General features: G+C 46.8%; 18 protein-coding genes. 11 read left to right on the top strand and 7 right to left on the bottom strand.

The features are described from left to right. Positions 1-5 precede the first annotated feature (5 nt). The gene (locus ACXAD6_RS13490) at positions 6-518 is read right to left on the bottom strand and encodes a phosphatidylglycerophosphatase A family protein (protein WP_474969293.1); all 513 of its coding nucleotides are present in this window, start codon (positions 516-518) and stop codon (positions 6-8) included. A gap of 172 nt (positions 519-690) precedes the next feature. Here ACXAD6_RS13490 and ACXAD6_RS13485 point away from each other — a divergent pair, with 172 nt between their 5' ends. Beyond that, positions 691-1,659: a 2-hydroxyacid dehydrogenase gene (locus ACXAD6_RS13485; RefSeq protein ID WP_474969292.1), complete on the top strand. Its 969-nt coding sequence runs from the start codon at positions 691-693 to the stop codon at positions 1,657-1,659. Between the two features lie 46 nt (positions 1,660-1,705). On the opposite strand, the gene ACXAD6_RS13480 is transcribed toward ACXAD6_RS13485, so the two are convergent. After that, positions 1,706-1,927: a NifU family protein gene (locus ACXAD6_RS13480; RefSeq protein WP_027956438.1), complete on the bottom strand. Its 222-nt coding sequence runs from the start codon at positions 1,925-1,927 to the stop codon at positions 1,706-1,708. Between the two features lie 160 nt (positions 1,928-2,087). Here ACXAD6_RS13480 and ACXAD6_RS13475 point away from each other — a divergent pair, with 160 nt between their 5' ends. From ACXAD6_RS13475 to ACXAD6_RS13465, 3 genes are all read left to right on the top strand, one after another. Further along, positions 2,088-2,423, top strand: a complete 336-nt coding sequence (locus ACXAD6_RS13475) for a YuzD family protein (protein ID WP_474969291.1) — start codon at positions 2,088-2,090, stop codon at positions 2,421-2,423. A 66-nt stretch (positions 2,424-2,489) separates the two neighbouring features. Continuing rightward, the gene (locus ACXAD6_RS13470; RefSeq protein WP_027956440.1) at positions 2,490-2,720 is read left to right on the top strand and encodes a YuzB family protein; all 231 of its coding nucleotides are present in this window, start codon (positions 2,490-2,492) and stop codon (positions 2,718-2,720) included. Between the two features lie 145 nt (positions 2,721-2,865). After that, entirely contained in the window at positions 2,866-3,225 is a 360-nt protein-coding gene (locus tag ACXAD6_RS13465; RefSeq protein ID WP_474969290.1) for a HesB/IscA family protein, read from the top strand. A 156-nt stretch (positions 3,226-3,381) separates the two neighbouring features. On the opposite strand, the gene ACXAD6_RS13460 is transcribed toward ACXAD6_RS13465, so the two are convergent. Beyond that, positions 3,382-4,368, bottom strand: a complete 987-nt coding sequence (locus ACXAD6_RS13460; protein WP_474969289.1) for an NAD(P)/FAD-dependent oxidoreductase — start codon at positions 4,366-4,368, stop codon at positions 3,382-3,384. A 298-nt stretch (positions 4,369-4,666) separates the two neighbouring features. Here ACXAD6_RS13460 and ACXAD6_RS13455 point away from each other — a divergent pair, with 298 nt between their 5' ends. The 3 genes from ACXAD6_RS13455 (at position 4,667) to ACXAD6_RS13445 (ending at position 7,076) form a co-directional block, all read left to right on the top strand. Next, positions 4,667-5,890, top strand: coding sequence for an NAD(P)/FAD-dependent oxidoreductase (locus ACXAD6_RS13455; RefSeq protein WP_474969288.1), 1,224 nt, complete (start codon positions 4,667-4,669; stop codon positions 5,888-5,890). 138 nt (positions 5,891-6,028) lie between these two features. Further along, the gene (locus tag ACXAD6_RS13450) at positions 6,029-6,346 is read left to right on the top strand and encodes a YuiB family protein (protein ID WP_474969287.1); all 318 of its coding nucleotides are present in this window, start codon (positions 6,029-6,031) and stop codon (positions 6,344-6,346) included. 82 nt (positions 6,347-6,428) lie between these two features. Continuing rightward, positions 6,429-7,076: a 3D domain-containing protein gene (locus ACXAD6_RS13445; protein WP_474969286.1), complete on the top strand. Its 648-nt coding sequence runs from the start codon at positions 6,429-6,431 to the stop codon at positions 7,074-7,076. Positions 7,077-7,116: 40 nt separating this feature from the next. Here ACXAD6_RS13445 and ACXAD6_RS13440 read toward each other — a convergent pair whose 3' ends face one another. Further along, the gene (locus ACXAD6_RS13440; protein WP_027956446.1) at positions 7,117-7,599 is read right to left on the bottom strand and encodes a divergent PAP2 family protein; all 483 of its coding nucleotides are present in this window, start codon (positions 7,597-7,599) and stop codon (positions 7,117-7,119) included. Positions 7,600-7,761: 162 nt separating this feature from the next. Between ACXAD6_RS13440 and ACXAD6_RS13435 the strand changes: the two genes are divergently transcribed. After that, positions 7,762-9,237: a leucyl aminopeptidase gene (locus tag ACXAD6_RS13435; RefSeq protein ID WP_474969285.1), complete on the top strand. Its 1,476-nt coding sequence runs from the start codon at positions 7,762-7,764 to the stop codon at positions 9,235-9,237. A gap of 229 nt (positions 9,238-9,466) precedes the next feature. Continuing rightward, positions 9,467-9,661, top strand: coding sequence for a hypothetical protein (locus ACXAD6_RS13430; RefSeq protein ID WP_474969284.1), 195 nt, complete (start codon positions 9,467-9,469; stop codon positions 9,659-9,661). A gap of 74 nt (positions 9,662-9,735) precedes the next feature. Here the strand turns inward: ACXAD6_RS13430 and deoD are convergent, their stop codons facing one another. Next, positions 9,736-10,446, bottom strand: coding sequence for a purine-nucleoside phosphorylase (gene deoD, locus ACXAD6_RS13425; protein WP_027956449.1), 711 nt, complete (start codon positions 10,444-10,446; stop codon positions 9,736-9,738). Between the two features lie 75 nt (positions 10,447-10,521). Continuing rightward, positions 10,522-10,905 carry a kinase-associated lipoprotein KapB gene (kapB, locus tag ACXAD6_RS13420; RefSeq protein ID WP_474969283.1) on the bottom strand — a complete coding sequence of 128 codons (384 nt, stop codon included), beginning with the start codon at positions 10,903-10,905 and terminating at the stop codon, positions 10,522-10,524. Between the two features lie 119 nt (positions 10,906-11,024). Between kapB and ACXAD6_RS13415 the strand changes: the two genes are divergently transcribed. Both ACXAD6_RS13415 and ACXAD6_RS13410 read left to right on the top strand, forming a co-directional pair. Continuing rightward, a complete protein-coding gene (locus ACXAD6_RS13415; protein WP_474969282.1) occupies positions 11,025-11,219 on the top strand; it encodes a hypothetical protein in 195 nt (64 codons plus the stop codon). Between the two features lie 88 nt (positions 11,220-11,307). Further along, positions 11,308-11,877 carry a superoxide dismutase family protein gene (locus tag ACXAD6_RS13410; protein ID WP_474969281.1) on the top strand — a complete coding sequence of 190 codons (570 nt, stop codon included), beginning with the start codon at positions 11,308-11,310 and terminating at the stop codon, positions 11,875-11,877. Positions 11,878-12,002: 125 nt separating this feature from the next. Here the strand turns inward: ACXAD6_RS13410 and ACXAD6_RS13405 are convergent, their stop codons facing one another. After that, positions 12,003-13,184: a MalY/PatB family protein gene (locus ACXAD6_RS13405; RefSeq protein WP_474969280.1), complete on the bottom strand. Its 1,182-nt coding sequence runs from the start codon at positions 13,182-13,184 to the stop codon at positions 12,003-12,005. Positions 13,185-13,282: the final 98 nt, after the last annotated feature.

Genomic DNA, 13,282 nt, shown 5'->3' with positions numbered 1-13,282 from the left:
ACGTTCTATTCGTCATCTTCGTTGTCGCCTACGATGCTGTGGGCCAGCCGGCTGGAAGCAGCTGCTGCAATGGCTCCTACAATATCATCGAGGAATGTATGGCATTCGCCGGAAGATTTATCATTCAGTTTCTGGAGAATTCCAGGTTTCTGCTTATCAATATAGCCGTAGTTGGTAAATCCGATCGATCCGTATACATTGACGATGGAAAAAGCAATGATTTCATCGATTCCATACAGGCTTTCGTCCACTTCGATGGTGGATTGAAGCGGCTCTGTAAGCATTTTCTTTTCAGCCAGGCGGTCCATCTCGATCCCTGTGATCACAGCGTTCTGGACTTCCCGTTTGGTGAGGACTTTGTTTACATTGAACCGGCATTCATCCATCGATAGGTCATCATGGTATTTCGACTGCAGATAATAGACAAGATCGGCGATATCGTCGATGGTGACGCCTCTTTCTGTCAGCCATTCCCGTGCTGTTTTTTCAAGACTGGATACTTTCTTCTCATTTGCCATAGCGAACTACCTCCCTGCTCTCTCTTTGGTCGCGATGTTACTATACCCGCGTTTATTGTTTCACAAACGACTGGTGTTATGTTCATTATATCAAAAGTCCGGGTTCTCCGTGAAAAAACGTGCCCTTTTTCTTATGTGTTACACTGGAAGAAAAAGGAGTGGAGGTGCTGTTATGGGGAAACCGTCAATTTTTATTACCCGCCGTCTGCCGGCAGAAGTTGTTGAACCTTATCAGGAGCAGTTGGATATTGAGATGTGGCCGGAGGAGGATGAAGCTGTCGACAGGGAGACGCTTTTAGCTGAGGCGGGTCGCGTGGACGGGCTCGTAACGATGCTGACCGACCAGGTGGACGAGGAGCTTCTGGGCGCTGGAAATTCTCTTGGGATTGTTGCCAATATGGCGGTTGGCTACGATAATGTGGATGTGAAAGCTGCAGAGAACATGGGGACGGCCATCACGAACACCCCGGATGTTTTGACAGAAACGACGGCCGATCTTACGTTCAGTCTGCTCATGGCCGCTGCCCGACGGATTGTGGAGGCAGGGAACTATATTAAGGAGGACGCTTGGAACCACTGGTCTCCTTTACTGCTTGCCGGAACGGATGTGCATCATAAAACAATCGGAATCGTAGGGATGGGACGTATAGGAGAAGCCGTGGCACGGAGAGCCAGAGGTTTTCAAATGGACATTCTTTATCACAACCGCTCCAGAAAAAAGGATGTGGAAAGTGAAATCGGCGCAAGGTATACATCGTTTGATGAGCTCTTGGAGAATGCGGATTATGTGGTCAGCCTGGCTCCGCTGACGGATGAAACCCGGCATATGTTCAATGCGGAGGCTTTTCAAAAGATGAAGGATACCGCAATCTTTATCAATGCATCCCGGGGGGCACTGATGGATGAAAAAGCACTCGAAAAAGCGCTCAGAGAAGAGCAGATCGCCGGTGCCGGTCTTGATGTGTTTGAACAAGAGCCGATCAGAGCCGATCACCCGCTCGTTTCCATGCCCGGTGTTGTCTGTCTTCCTCATATCGGCTCGGCAACGAAAGAGACCCGTTATAAGATGATGCGTCTCTGTCTGGAGAATGTTGTCCGTTACTTCGAGGAGAAGCCGCTGCTCAGTCCGGTTTCCAGATAAAAGAAGCCCGTACACGACAACGTGTACGGGCTTCTGATTATCTGTTTTAGAAAACCTGCTCCACTTCATAAATGCCAGGGATCTCCTGAGAAAGCGCACGCTCAATACCTGCTTTCAAAGTGATGGTTGAACTTGGGCAGTTCCCGCAGGCACCCATAAGACGCAGACGTACAATACCATCCTCTACATCCACCAGCTCAACGTCTCCACCGTCACGAAGTAAAAATGGGCGAAGTTTGTTCAGTACTTCTTGAACCTGTTCATGCATGTTCAATCTTCCCCTTTCTTATAGTATCATTATAAAACGAAGTGACGAAAAAATCTATGGTCTCTGCTTATGTTCCTTTGGATTGAGAACTATTATCATTTTATCTTTTTCCACTTCTTTTGTAAAATGAAAGTACGTATAAAAAAGGGGAGAGGGCCTCATGAATCAACCGGTTGTTCGCGTTTATGTATACGGGGCGGAAGTGAAATGTGCAAGCTGTGTGAACGCTCCCGGCTCAAAAGAGACCTATGAGTGGCTGGAGGCCGCTTTAACAAGAAAATATGGGGAGAAGAGCCTGCAGTTTCACTATTTTGATATCCATACAGAAAACCAGGAAGGTGTGGATATGGAAATCGTCCAACAGCTGTTGAATGATGACTTGTTTTACCCGCTGGTGCTGGTGGAAGACCGAATCGTGGCGGAAGGAAATCCAAAGTTGAAGACGATTTGCAAATCTCTGGAAGAACATGGTCTTCAACAGGTCAGTAATTCCTAACGCAGAACCACCAGCGTATGATAAAATCGTAAGGCACAGGGTTCTTCCGAAAAAGAGGTGACGTGGATGAATCCATTGATCGAATTTTGTATCAATAATTTAGCCGAAGGCTCCCAGAAAGCTAAGGATGAACTGGAAAAAGATCCGGATCTTGATGTGATGGATTACGGCTGTTTGAGAAACTGCGGTCTTTGTTCGCAGAGCAATTATGCCCTTGTTGAAGGAGAACGTGTCATTGCCGATTCGCCTGAAGAATTAGTCGATAAAATTTATCAACACTTGGACGAAACCCTGTAACAAGTGAAAAGGCATGACTATTTCAATACAATGAGAGGCACCCGGTAAAGGGTGTCTTTTTACTTGGATGAGCAGGTGCTGCTGTTTGATAAAAAGCAGGCCGGTTTAGTATACTGAAAAGAAGAAGAGAAAGGAGAGGCTTGGTATGATTCTGAACATTACAGAAGCTGCGGGTCATCAGATCAAAGAGATGATGAAGGAAGAGGGTGGAGATGTCCGTCTCCGCTTCGGTGTAAAAGGCGGCGGCTGCAGTGGATTGTCATATGCGATGGGCTTCGAGGATGAGATTAATGAAGAACTTGATCTTCTTGAAGATTCCAGCGGTATTCCTGTTGTCATCAACCGTCAGGATGCGGCGATTGTAGAAGGTACGACCATTGATTATAAACAAAATATGATGGGCGGAGGCTTCACGATCGATAATCCGAATGCCATCGTTTCCTGTGGCTGCGGGTCTTCCTTTAAAACGGCGGCGAACGCTGGAACACCAGACCCGAACTGCTGATAGATTCCAACCTTCCGGCTCACGGAAGGTTTTTTTATGGGAACAACCACTCTCAATCACAACCGGAAGTGGGAGGGCATCAGAACTTTTTTCAGTTTTGACTGGATGAAAAAAAGGCTGCAGAAAAACACAGGGTTTCTCTGCAGCTTTTGTTCTTTAGGAAAACATGCTCGTCGAATGTTTCGGCTGCACACGCGCTCCTGGATCGATATAGGCTTTCGCATTGTTGACAGCTGTCGGTCCTTCACCAAAACCGGATGCAATCAGTTTTACTTTACCCGGATAGGTGCAGATATCGCCGGCTGCATAGATGCCTTTGATGTTCGTTTCCATTTTGGAGTTTACAACGATGCTGTTTTTGTCGATTTCAAGCTCCCAGTCCTTGATGGGGCCAAGGGAGGAAATGAACCCGTAGTTGACGATGACATCATCAACGTCAATGGTCTCTGTACGTTCGCCTTTAACTTCTTGAAGCTCGACTTTTTCAATGCGCTCCTCCCCGATAAACTGCTCAGGAGTGAAGGGGGTCATGACGTTGACGTTGGATTCGTTCAACTGGGACACACTGTGTTCGTGAGCTCTGAATTTATCTCTTCTATGGACAAGAGTGACCTGTTTGGCAATCGGCTCCAGCATGAGTGCCCAGTCGACAGCAGAATCACCGCCGCCGGCAATCATTACGTTCTTGTCACGGAAGTTGTCCATGTTACTGACGTGATAATGCAGGTTGGTATCTTCAAACCGTTCGGAATCGTCCACTTTAAGTTTCCGTGGCTGGAATGCTCCGTTACCAGCTGTGACAATCACGGTTTTCGTGTAGTGGACATCTTTGTTCGTGGTCAGTTTTAAAGACTCGTCTTCCATCCGTTCTATATGGATGACTTCCTCCTCAAGCGCAATGGTCGGATTGAAAGCCATGGCCTGCTCTTCCAGGTTGTCAATCAGCTCCTGTGCACGGACTTTAGGAAAGCCGGCCACGTCAAAAATGTATTTTTCCGGATAAAGGGCGGTCAGCTGCCCTCCAAGGTGCGGGAGGCTTTCGATGATTTTGACACTCGCTTCACGCATTCCACCGTAAAAAGCTGTGAACAGACCGACGGGGCCGCCGCCGATGACTGTAATATCGTATATTTTATCGCTCATAATAAACCTCCTGAAAAAAATTTCACTAAAATTTATTCTATCATAAAAAAATTTGCAATGGGAACACTGAACATATGTAAACCTTTCCAAAGGCGGCAATTGTTCAATAATTTTGATAACTTGATTTTGGGTTGAAAATAAGGGGAAAAAGGTCTAAGATGATGATAGACCATATAGTTATGATTTGTGACACTTTTCGCCTGATTTCAACAGGTTTTTTTAATGTCTTTTTGTGTGAAACAGGTCACAATGATATAGGTGACGGATGGAAAAAAATACGAGATGGAAGTGATTATTCATGAAGAATCCGAACATTGTCATTATCGGTGCCGGTTACGGGGGCATCATGACAGCTGTCAAACTTCAGAAGAGCCTTGGGGCGAACGATGCCAACATCACACTTGTGAACAAGCACAGCTACCACTATCAAACAACTTGGCTGCATGAAAACGCGGCAGGTACGCTTCACCATGACCGCACACGTATCGCAATCAAAGATGTTGTGGATACAAGCAAAGTCAACTTCATTCAGGATACAGTGACAGATATTAAAGCGGCCGATAAAAAGGTGATCCTTGAAGACGGCGAACTTTCTTATGACTACCTTGTCATTGGTCTTGGATTCGAAGCGGCTACGTTCGGTATCCCTGGACTTAAAGAGCATGCATACACAATCAACAGCATCAACAGCTCTCGTCTGATCCGCCAGCATATCGAATACAACTTTGCGAAGTACAACAACGAACCTGAAAAACAGCAGAAGCGCTTGAACATTGTTGTCGGTGGTGCAGGGTTTACAGGAATTGAATTTGTTGGTGAACTGGCGAACCGTATCCCTGAACTATGCAAGGAATACGATGTTCCACGTGACAAAGTGCGTATTGTCAACGTAGAAGCTGCCCCGACAGCTCTTCCAGGTTTCGATCCTGAACTTGTTGAATATGCGATGAACTCTTTGGAAGCGCGCGGTGTCGAGTTCAAAATCGGTGCGATGATCAAAGAAGTAACCGAAAATAAATTGGTTTTCGAAAAAGATGAACAGCGTGAAGAAATCGATACGAACACCGTCGTATGGGCGGCCGGTGTACGCGGAAACTCACTGGTTGAAGAAGCCGGTTTCGAAGCGAACCGCGGACGTATCCCGGTTCGTGATGATCTTCGTCCAGAAGGATATGATGATGTATTCATCGTAGGGGACTGTGCTCTCATTATGAATGAGGAAACGGAGCGCCCTTATCCTCCGACAGCGCAGATTGCCATTCAGGAAGCGGAGCATACAGCGAAAAACCTTACCCGTCTCGTGAAAGGTGACGATCACCTTGAGCCATTCAAGCCTAACATTCAAGGTACGGTTGCTTCCCTTGGGCACAATGATGCCATCGGTGTTGTCTTTGATGATAAGAAACTCTTCGGCTGGTCAGCGACTGCCATGAAGAAAGTCATCGACAACCGCTATCTTCTAAAATTAGGCGGCCTTCCGCTCGTTCTGAAGAAAGGGAAGTTGAACTTCTTTAACTTCTAAAAGATATAGGAAACGCGAAAGCAGTTCATGCTTTCGCGTTTTTCGTACATCCGGATATGCTTGCGCTTTCATAGGAAGCGGTTTAGAATGAATAATGGATTTGCACGTCCCTTTTAAGGGGAGTAGGGGGAAGCGACGTTGAATATTGTCCAATTTGCTGTATCCATTCTTTTGTTTTTTGTACTGTTTTTCGGGATATCCTTTCTATTAAATATGATTCTGCGCTCATCCTGGATCATGTCCATCGTGTATCCTGTCATCGTGTTGTTTATCGTGGATAACTTTCCGTGGACGGAGTATTTCTCACAGCCTGGCACAGCTTTTCCAACTGTGTTTAAACAGCTCGGCCGTCTAGGTGTCGTGGACGTTGTGATCCTGACCAGCGGTTTTGCCGGGACCATTGCAGCCGGCATTGTCATAAAGAAATTGAGGAAGAGCGGGTATCAAATGTTTTAATAAGAGAAGAAGGGGCCTCGATCCAAGGATCGAGGCCCCTTCTTCTGGTTCAATTATATGAATAAAATGATCGGTCTTGGACATGCTTACATCTAGAGGTGATGACATGTTTTCAGGACGTACGAAAAGACTGTTTCTTCCTTTCTTATTCGCAGGGGCTGTGGTGAGTACGGCTTCCTATGTAACAAATCTATCTTTAGTTGATTTGGGGGAATGGATGACAGCTGAAATAAAAGACGGGAATACGATTGCAGATCCAGATCCACAGGTGAAAAGCGCGGTTGTTGAGGCGGTCCAGACGCTGGAGCAGTCGATTGATTTGTCCCAGTATCAAAGCCGTCAGGTTACCGCTACGGGCTATACAGCCGGGTTTGAATCGACGGGGAAAACGCCTGAACATCCGGCCTATGGCATTACGTTCTCCGGGGTGAATGTAACGAGGGACCTGTATTCTACGATTGCTGCTGATTTGAACGTGTTTCCTTTAGGGACCATTCTTTTTATTCCCGGGTACGGGTATGGAGTGGTGGCTGATATTGGAGGGGCTATTAAAGGGGAGGAACTGGATCTTTATTTCTCAAGCGTGGAGGATGTGTATGACCAATGGGGAAAGAAAACATTGGACGTGTACGTGATCAAAGAAGGAGAAGGTCAGCTGACGGAAGAAGAACTGGCCACTTTGAATGAAAATGAAGCTCAGCAGGTATTCCGGTCTGCAATCAAACCATAATAAAACACTTCCGTTTAGATGGCGGAAGTGTTTTTGTTATTTAATAGATCAGAGAATGAAGCAGGAATGTAAGCAGGATACCGGTCAGGCCCCCGAAGAACACTTCAATGGGCTGGTGTCCGAGCAGCTCTTTCAATTCTTCTTTTTTCTGATACCCTTCTTTCTGCTGCCAGCTTTTCGCTTCACTGACGAAGCGGTTAAAATCATTCAATAAGATGTTTAACATGATGGCCTGCTCCCCTGTCTGCCGTCGGACACCTGTACTGTCGAACATGACGATGATGGAGAAAACGCAGGCGACAGCGAAAATGGATGAACCGAAGCCCTGCTCAATCCCTACGCCCGTAGCCAGAGCTGTTACAGCGGCAGAATGGCTGCTCGGCATACCTCCTGTACTGAAGGCAAGGGTGGCATTGAACTGTCTGGAAGCAATAAATTGTATGGGGACTTTTACCGCCTGGGCAAAAACGATTGCAGCGATGGAGGCCCAGAGGGGGAAGTTCTGCAGTAAATCTAACAGCATTGTAACATCCTTTCTCATCCGGCAGGGTATCGAGATGATTGATCTTTATGTAAGTCATTTGTTGCTTATAAACAAAAACATTATATCATACATTCTGATAGAACGTCCCTTCATAAGGAAGGACGGATGCAGATCTTGTATACTGGAGAAGGAGGTGGCGTTATGTTGACAATAACACAGAAGTGGAAACCCGTAGACCCCCTTGTCGTCGGGGTGTTCGCGGATGAGGATCAAAGCATTCTGGCAGAGAAGATAAAAGATGCAGCAGGATTACATACAGCGGATTATTTAAAAAGTGGTCTCGTTCAACCCCCGCCGGGCCGAGTGGAACATTTGATTGTTCCCTATGAGAATCAAATGGTCCGGGTCTTATGTATCGGTCTTGGGTCCAGGAAGATGATGACAAAAGCCGACAGGAGAAACTTGTGGGGGCAGGCTTTTCAGCAGATTGAGGCGCAAGGGGTGGAGCAGTGCTCCCTTTTGCTGGAGACCCTAATTCCTGATCGTCAGAAATATAAAGAGTGGACGGCGTTGTTAGCAGAAGCGATCGGCTTATCAACTTATAAGCAGGAAAATTATAAAACCGGATCGGAGGAAGTCAAACGGCTGAAGAGCCTGTCTGTTTTTTCTGCTCTGTTTGATCAAAATACGATGGAAGCAGCGATTGTGGAAGGGATGGCTTATGCAGAAGGGGCCAATACAGCAAGAAAGCTGGTTCATCTTCCCTCCAACATTCTTACAGCATCCGAACTCGCCGCACAAGCCTTGAAAATGGCAGAGCGGTTTGGTTTCGATGCCCAAATCCTAGAGAAAGAGGATATGGAAAATCTGGGGATGGGAGCGCTCCTCGCTGTAAACCAGGGTTCCGTAGAGCCGCCAAAGCTGATTGTTCTAAAGTATCAAGGATTGGAGGAGTGGAAGGATGTGACCGCTCTTGTAGGAAAAGGCATAACGTATGATACAGGAGGCTATTCCATTAAATCGAAAACAGGCATGCCTGGTATGAAAGGGGATATGGGAGGCGCTGCTGCTGTTCTCGGAGCTTTGGAAACCATAGGGCGCATCAAGCCTGAGAAGAACGTCATGGCCGTGATTCCATCTACCGATAACATGATATCCGGTGGAGCATTTAAACCTGATGATGTGATTACTTCCATGAGTGGTCAAACCATTGAAGTACTGAATACAGATGCCGAAGGGCGTCTGGCCCTGGGCGATGCTGTAACGTATGCCCGCTCAGAAGGGGCAGACAGGGTTATTGATGTGGCTACGCTTACCGGAGGAGTAGTCACGGCCCTCGGATCATGGATGACAGGGGCAATGACGAATAACGAGTTCTTTTATAAACAAATCGAAAAGGCGGGTCAGGAGACGGGAGAATGGATCTGGCTTCTGCCGTATAACGAAGATTATAAAGCTCAGGTAAGGAAAAGCAGGATTGCTGACTTGAATAATTCTCCAACACGCAAAGCTCACGCGATCATGGGAGGTGCGTTCGTCGGAGCATTTGCAGAGGGGATTCCGTGGGTGCATCTCGATATTGCCGGAACGTCTGTAGCAGAATCCGGACACGCCCTTGGGCCTGAAGGACCTACAGGAGTCATGGCAAGGACACTGGCTTATTATGTGAATCATTAAAAAAGGGGCCTGTTCATGTTAGCTGAGGCCGTTCCCGCGGCAGGCACTATCGATAAGCGCAGCGGGATCGTGTGAACGAAATACGGGCAGCAACTCTAGATCAAAGGTTGAAGTCTGGGCTGAAGCCCAGACTTTTTTTGTGCGGATGGATATTGTATAGGAAGCGGTTTTTCAAGGAGGGCTTCCTATCTCTATTGCTGTATCAATAAGAAACAAGACCCGGCAGCTGATGCAGATCGTCCGAACGCCTCTGCTGCTGTCCAAAGTGGATAAGCATATAGGTACGATGCTGCTGCTTTATACAGCCTCCCATGTATACTACGGGAAGGTGGACAGGGTGCAGGGGCGGGAAATCTATATGACCATCGGTGACCGTGTCCTGATCATCGACGGCCGAACCCTTGTTCATGTTTGTTCCACGTGAAGAATTTCTCGTCCACATCTCAACTGTGGATATAAAAAAAGCACATACGCTTGGAAGCGCATGTGCTTTTTTTATTAATCCTGGATGGCTGCTTCAAGAGCCACTTCAATCATTTCGTTAAAGGTGGTCTGACGTTCCTCGGCCGTCGTTTCTTCTCCGGTAAGGATATGATCACTGACAGTAAGAACGGACAGCGCCTGACGGTTGTATTTCGCGGCAAGCGTATAAAGAGCGGTGGTTTCCATTTCTACAGCAAGCACGTTGTACTCAGCGAGCAGATTGAATAGATCCATCGCATTGTCACGGTAGAAACTGTCACTTGTAAAGACGTTTCCGACTTTCAAGTCCAACCCTTTTGCTGTTCCTGCATCATAGGCATTCTTCAACAAATTGAAGTCCGCTGTCGGTGCATAATCAATGCCGCCGAATACCATACGGTTCATCTGGGAGTCCGTTGTCGATGTGGAAGCAAGAATCACGTCACGCACGTTTACATCGTTCTGCAGTGCTCCGCATGAGCCGACGCGGATCAATTTCTGCACGCCGTAGCTATCCATCAGTTCATTGACGTAGATGGAGATGGAAGGTACCCCCATCCCTGTTCCCTGAACAGAAATGCGCTCTCCTTTATATGTACCTGTGTATCCGTACATGCCACGTACTTCGTTATAGCAGACGGCATCCTCCAGAAAGTTTTCAGCAATATATTTGGCGCGGAGCGGGTCTCCTGGCAGCAGGATCTTATCCGCGATATCTCCCTGTTGTGCTCCAATATGTGTTGTCATGGGTTTTTCCTCCTTCATTTCTTTCAACATTTTAAAATTACCACACCCCGAAAGCGAATACAAATGTGGCTGATTTTACCCGAAATACTGTTTTTCGAGATCACTCAGTTGATCTGCGGCATGGCTGTTAAAATCGGTATCCCGCCGATTTAACTTTTGTTTCAGCTTTTCAACGGATTGTTTGAGAGAATCATTATAATCCGGTATTTCTGTCTCTTCATAAGGGTGGACCGCTTCTTTCTGAACGTTGGCTTTTTCAAGATAACTCAACGCTTTCCGCTGATGGAAAAAAACATTTTCTGTTTGACCAGGATTGTGAAGATCCCCCTGCATCGGGTGTTTGTCAACGGCGAGCATTTGAACCAGATAAAAATTCCCCCGGTCCTCTTTCACTTCTCCGATGTATATGCCTGTTTTATAATGCGCTTTCACTATAGAGCCAATCTGGATCTCAGACATTCTATTCCCTCCTAAATTCATCTCTCGTTTCATTGTAACAAAAAATATGTAGATCTAATGAAAACGGATGCGGATTTCCAAATGTTTGATATACTTAGGGGAGAAGGGTGGGGTTCACCATGATGGAATTTCTGTACTTCCCAGAAGATAAGTCTGAATATATTCCTGCTGTCCTGATGCTTCTGCTGTTCATTGTGGCTGCAGCGGTTACTATGATCTGGATTATTAAAGCCTCTCAAAAAGAAGAGCATACATTTGATCAGAATTACTCTATAAATGAAAAGGAAGATCGCGAATCGAAAGAGCCGCATTAGGTGCCTGCCTGATGCGGCTTTATTATATTTTCAGCAGCATGGGGGACACTAGAAAAAGCAGATTTCATCAAATGGAGGTTTTGGACCCATGAAGCGTGCCTTTATGTGTGCCGGGACGATCGCTGTTGTTTTGACGGCGTGTTCCGGAGAGGAACGATCGCCGCTGGAAACATCAATCTATAACAAAGATAATGACAAAATCGGGACAGCTGTATTGACCGAACAGCCTGAAGGCGTACAAGTGAAATTGAAAGTAGAAGGGATTGAACCAGGGATGCACGGGATAGCTGTTCATGAATTTCCAAAATGTGATGCGCCTGAGTTCAAGAGTGCCGGGAATCATTTCAATCCCTTGTCCAAGGAGCATGGTCTCATGAATCCAAAAGGGGCGCATGTGGGGGATATGCCGAATGTGGAGGCTGACCAGAGCGGTATGATTGATGTTGAGGTCATGCTGCCGGAGGCGAAGCTGAAAGAAGATCAGAAGTCGCTTCTGAGGGATGAAGGGACCTCCTTGATCATCCAGAGCGGACCAGATGATGGGATGACCCAGCCGGCAGGAGATGCCGGGGAACGTGTGGCCTGTGGTGTGATTACCATAGACGCAGACAAAGATGAAACGAGTGATCCTGCCGAACCGGATAAACAGCAGGAATAACCGAACCTTCGATAACGGGACGGGACGGCCATCCTGGTGTTTTCAGATACCTCTATGCAGACAGAAGGAATGATGGAATAAAAAAAGGCTGCCGTTTTTTAAGGCAGCCTTAGTTTTCATTCGATTTAAGATTGTTCAAAGGTCTGGACAGCTTTGATGATGCGTGTGACACCTTCTTCAAGTGTAGACATCGGAGCAGCCAGGTTGAGGCGCATAAAGCCGCGGCCTTCTTCTCCGAAGGACGCACCGTCGTTTAAGCCGACACGGGCCTCTTTCTGCATGAACTTCTTCAATTCCGTCTGGGAAAGTCCCATTCGTGTACAGTCCAGCCATAACAAATACGTTCCTTCGATCGGAAGCGCACGCACCGATTTTGTTTCGTTCTCCAGCCGCTGAATCACATAGTCGCGATGGTCCTTCAGCACTTCTGTCAATGTGTCAACCCAGTCGGATCCATGGTTATACGCAGCTTCCATCGCTGTAATACCAAGGGTGTTCAACATCATCATGCCTTGATTTTTAAAATGTTTATCCAGCTTTTTCTTGTCTTCCTTGTTTGCAGTAATAACATAGGAAGCCTGCAGACCGGCAAGATTGAATGTTTTCGTAGGGGAAAGGCATGTGACCGTCTGCTGGTTCGTTTCTTCAGAAAGAGAAGCCATGGGTATATGCTTGTTCGGTGGCAGAATCAAATCGGCATGAATTTCATCCGCTGCGATTTTCACACCGTGCTTCCGGCAGATCCGGCTCATTTCTTCCAGTTCCTGCTTCGTCCATACCCTCCCGACAGGATTGTGAGGGTTGCATAGGATAAACATGGTTACCTGATTGTCTTTGATTTTGTTCTCGAAATCTTCAAAGTCTATTTCGTACCTGTCCTCTTTATGAAGGAGTGGGTTTTTTACGATATGTCTGCCATGGTCTTTGACAACACTGTAGAACGGAGGATAAACCGGTGTCTGGATAAGAACGTTGTCGCCAATTTCCGTCAACGATTGAATAATCATGTGCAGAGATGGAATGACACCCGGGCTGAACGTGATCCAGTCCGTTTCTGTTTCCCATCCGTGACGATTACGAAGCCATCCTGTAATGGACTCCTTCACATCCTGATCCGGGATGGTGTATCCGAAGATGCCGTGTTCGACCCTTGAGGTCAGTGCGTCTGTGACAGCCTGTGGTGTCTTGAAATCCATATCGGCCACCCACATCGGCAGGACATCTTTATCTTGATAAAAGTCTTCAATGAGATCCCATTTGACCGAGCGTGTTCCGGTTCTTGGGGTGTATTTTTGAAATTCTTCCAAAGTACTCGCCTCCATCAGCCATTTTTCCTTATCATAACCGAAACCGGGTCCTTCATGAAACTAACTTGTTCGGGAAGGAATTTTGGCTGAAAAAAAAG

The sequence above is a fragment of the Halobacillus sp. ABH2_015 genome, assembly GCF_056158945.1.
The sequence above is the reverse complement of the archived record's forward strand: the minus strand, read 5'-3'. Positions and strand labels throughout refer to the sequence as shown.

Coding starts and splice junctions, on each gene's coding strand:
- ACXAD6_RS13490 (WP_474969293.1), bottom strand. CDS start 518: ATGGCAAATGAGAAGAAAGTATCCAGTCTTGAAAAAACAGCACGGGAA.
- ACXAD6_RS13485 (WP_474969292.1), top strand. CDS start 691: ATGGGGAAACCGTCAATTTTTATTACCCGCCGTCTGCCGGCAGAAGTT.
- ACXAD6_RS13480 (WP_027956438.1), bottom strand. CDS start 1,927: ATGCATGAACAGGTTCAAGAAGTACTGAACAAACTTCGCCCATTTTTA.
- ACXAD6_RS13475 (WP_474969291.1), top strand. CDS start 2,088: ATGAATCAACCGGTTGTTCGCGTTTATGTATACGGGGCGGAAGTGAAA.
- ACXAD6_RS13470 (WP_027956440.1), top strand. CDS start 2,490: ATGAATCCATTGATCGAATTTTGTATCAATAATTTAGCCGAAGGCTCC.
- ACXAD6_RS13465 (WP_474969290.1), top strand. CDS start 2,866: ATGATTCTGAACATTACAGAAGCTGCGGGTCATCAGATCAAAGAGATG.
- ACXAD6_RS13460 (WP_474969289.1), bottom strand. CDS start 4,368: ATGAGCGATAAAATATACGATATTACAGTCATCGGCGGCGGCCCCGTC.
- ACXAD6_RS13455 (WP_474969288.1), top strand. CDS start 4,667: ATGAAGAATCCGAACATTGTCATTATCGGTGCCGGTTACGGGGGCATC.
- ACXAD6_RS13445 (WP_474969286.1), top strand. CDS start 6,429: ATGCTTACATCTAGAGGTGATGACATGTTTTCAGGACGTACGAAAAGA.
- ACXAD6_RS13440 (WP_027956446.1), bottom strand. CDS start 7,599: ATGCTGTTAGATTTACTGCAGAACTTCCCCCTCTGGGCCTCCATCGCT.
- ACXAD6_RS13435 (WP_474969285.1), top strand. CDS start 7,762: ATGTTGACAATAACACAGAAGTGGAAACCCGTAGACCCCCTTGTCGTC.
- ACXAD6_RS13430 (WP_474969284.1), top strand. CDS start 9,467: ATGCAGATCGTCCGAACGCCTCTGCTGCTGTCCAAAGTGGATAAGCAT.
- deoD (WP_027956449.1), bottom strand. CDS start 10,446: ATGACAACACATATTGGAGCACAACAGGGAGATATCGCGGATAAGATC.
- kapB (WP_474969283.1), bottom strand. CDS start 10,905: ATGTCTGAGATCCAGATTGGCTCTATAGTGAAAGCGCATTATAAAACA.
- ACXAD6_RS13415 (WP_474969282.1), top strand. CDS start 11,025: ATGATGGAATTTCTGTACTTCCCAGAAGATAAGTCTGAATATATTCCT.
- ACXAD6_RS13410 (WP_474969281.1), top strand. CDS start 11,308: ATGAAGCGTGCCTTTATGTGTGCCGGGACGATCGCTGTTGTTTTGACG.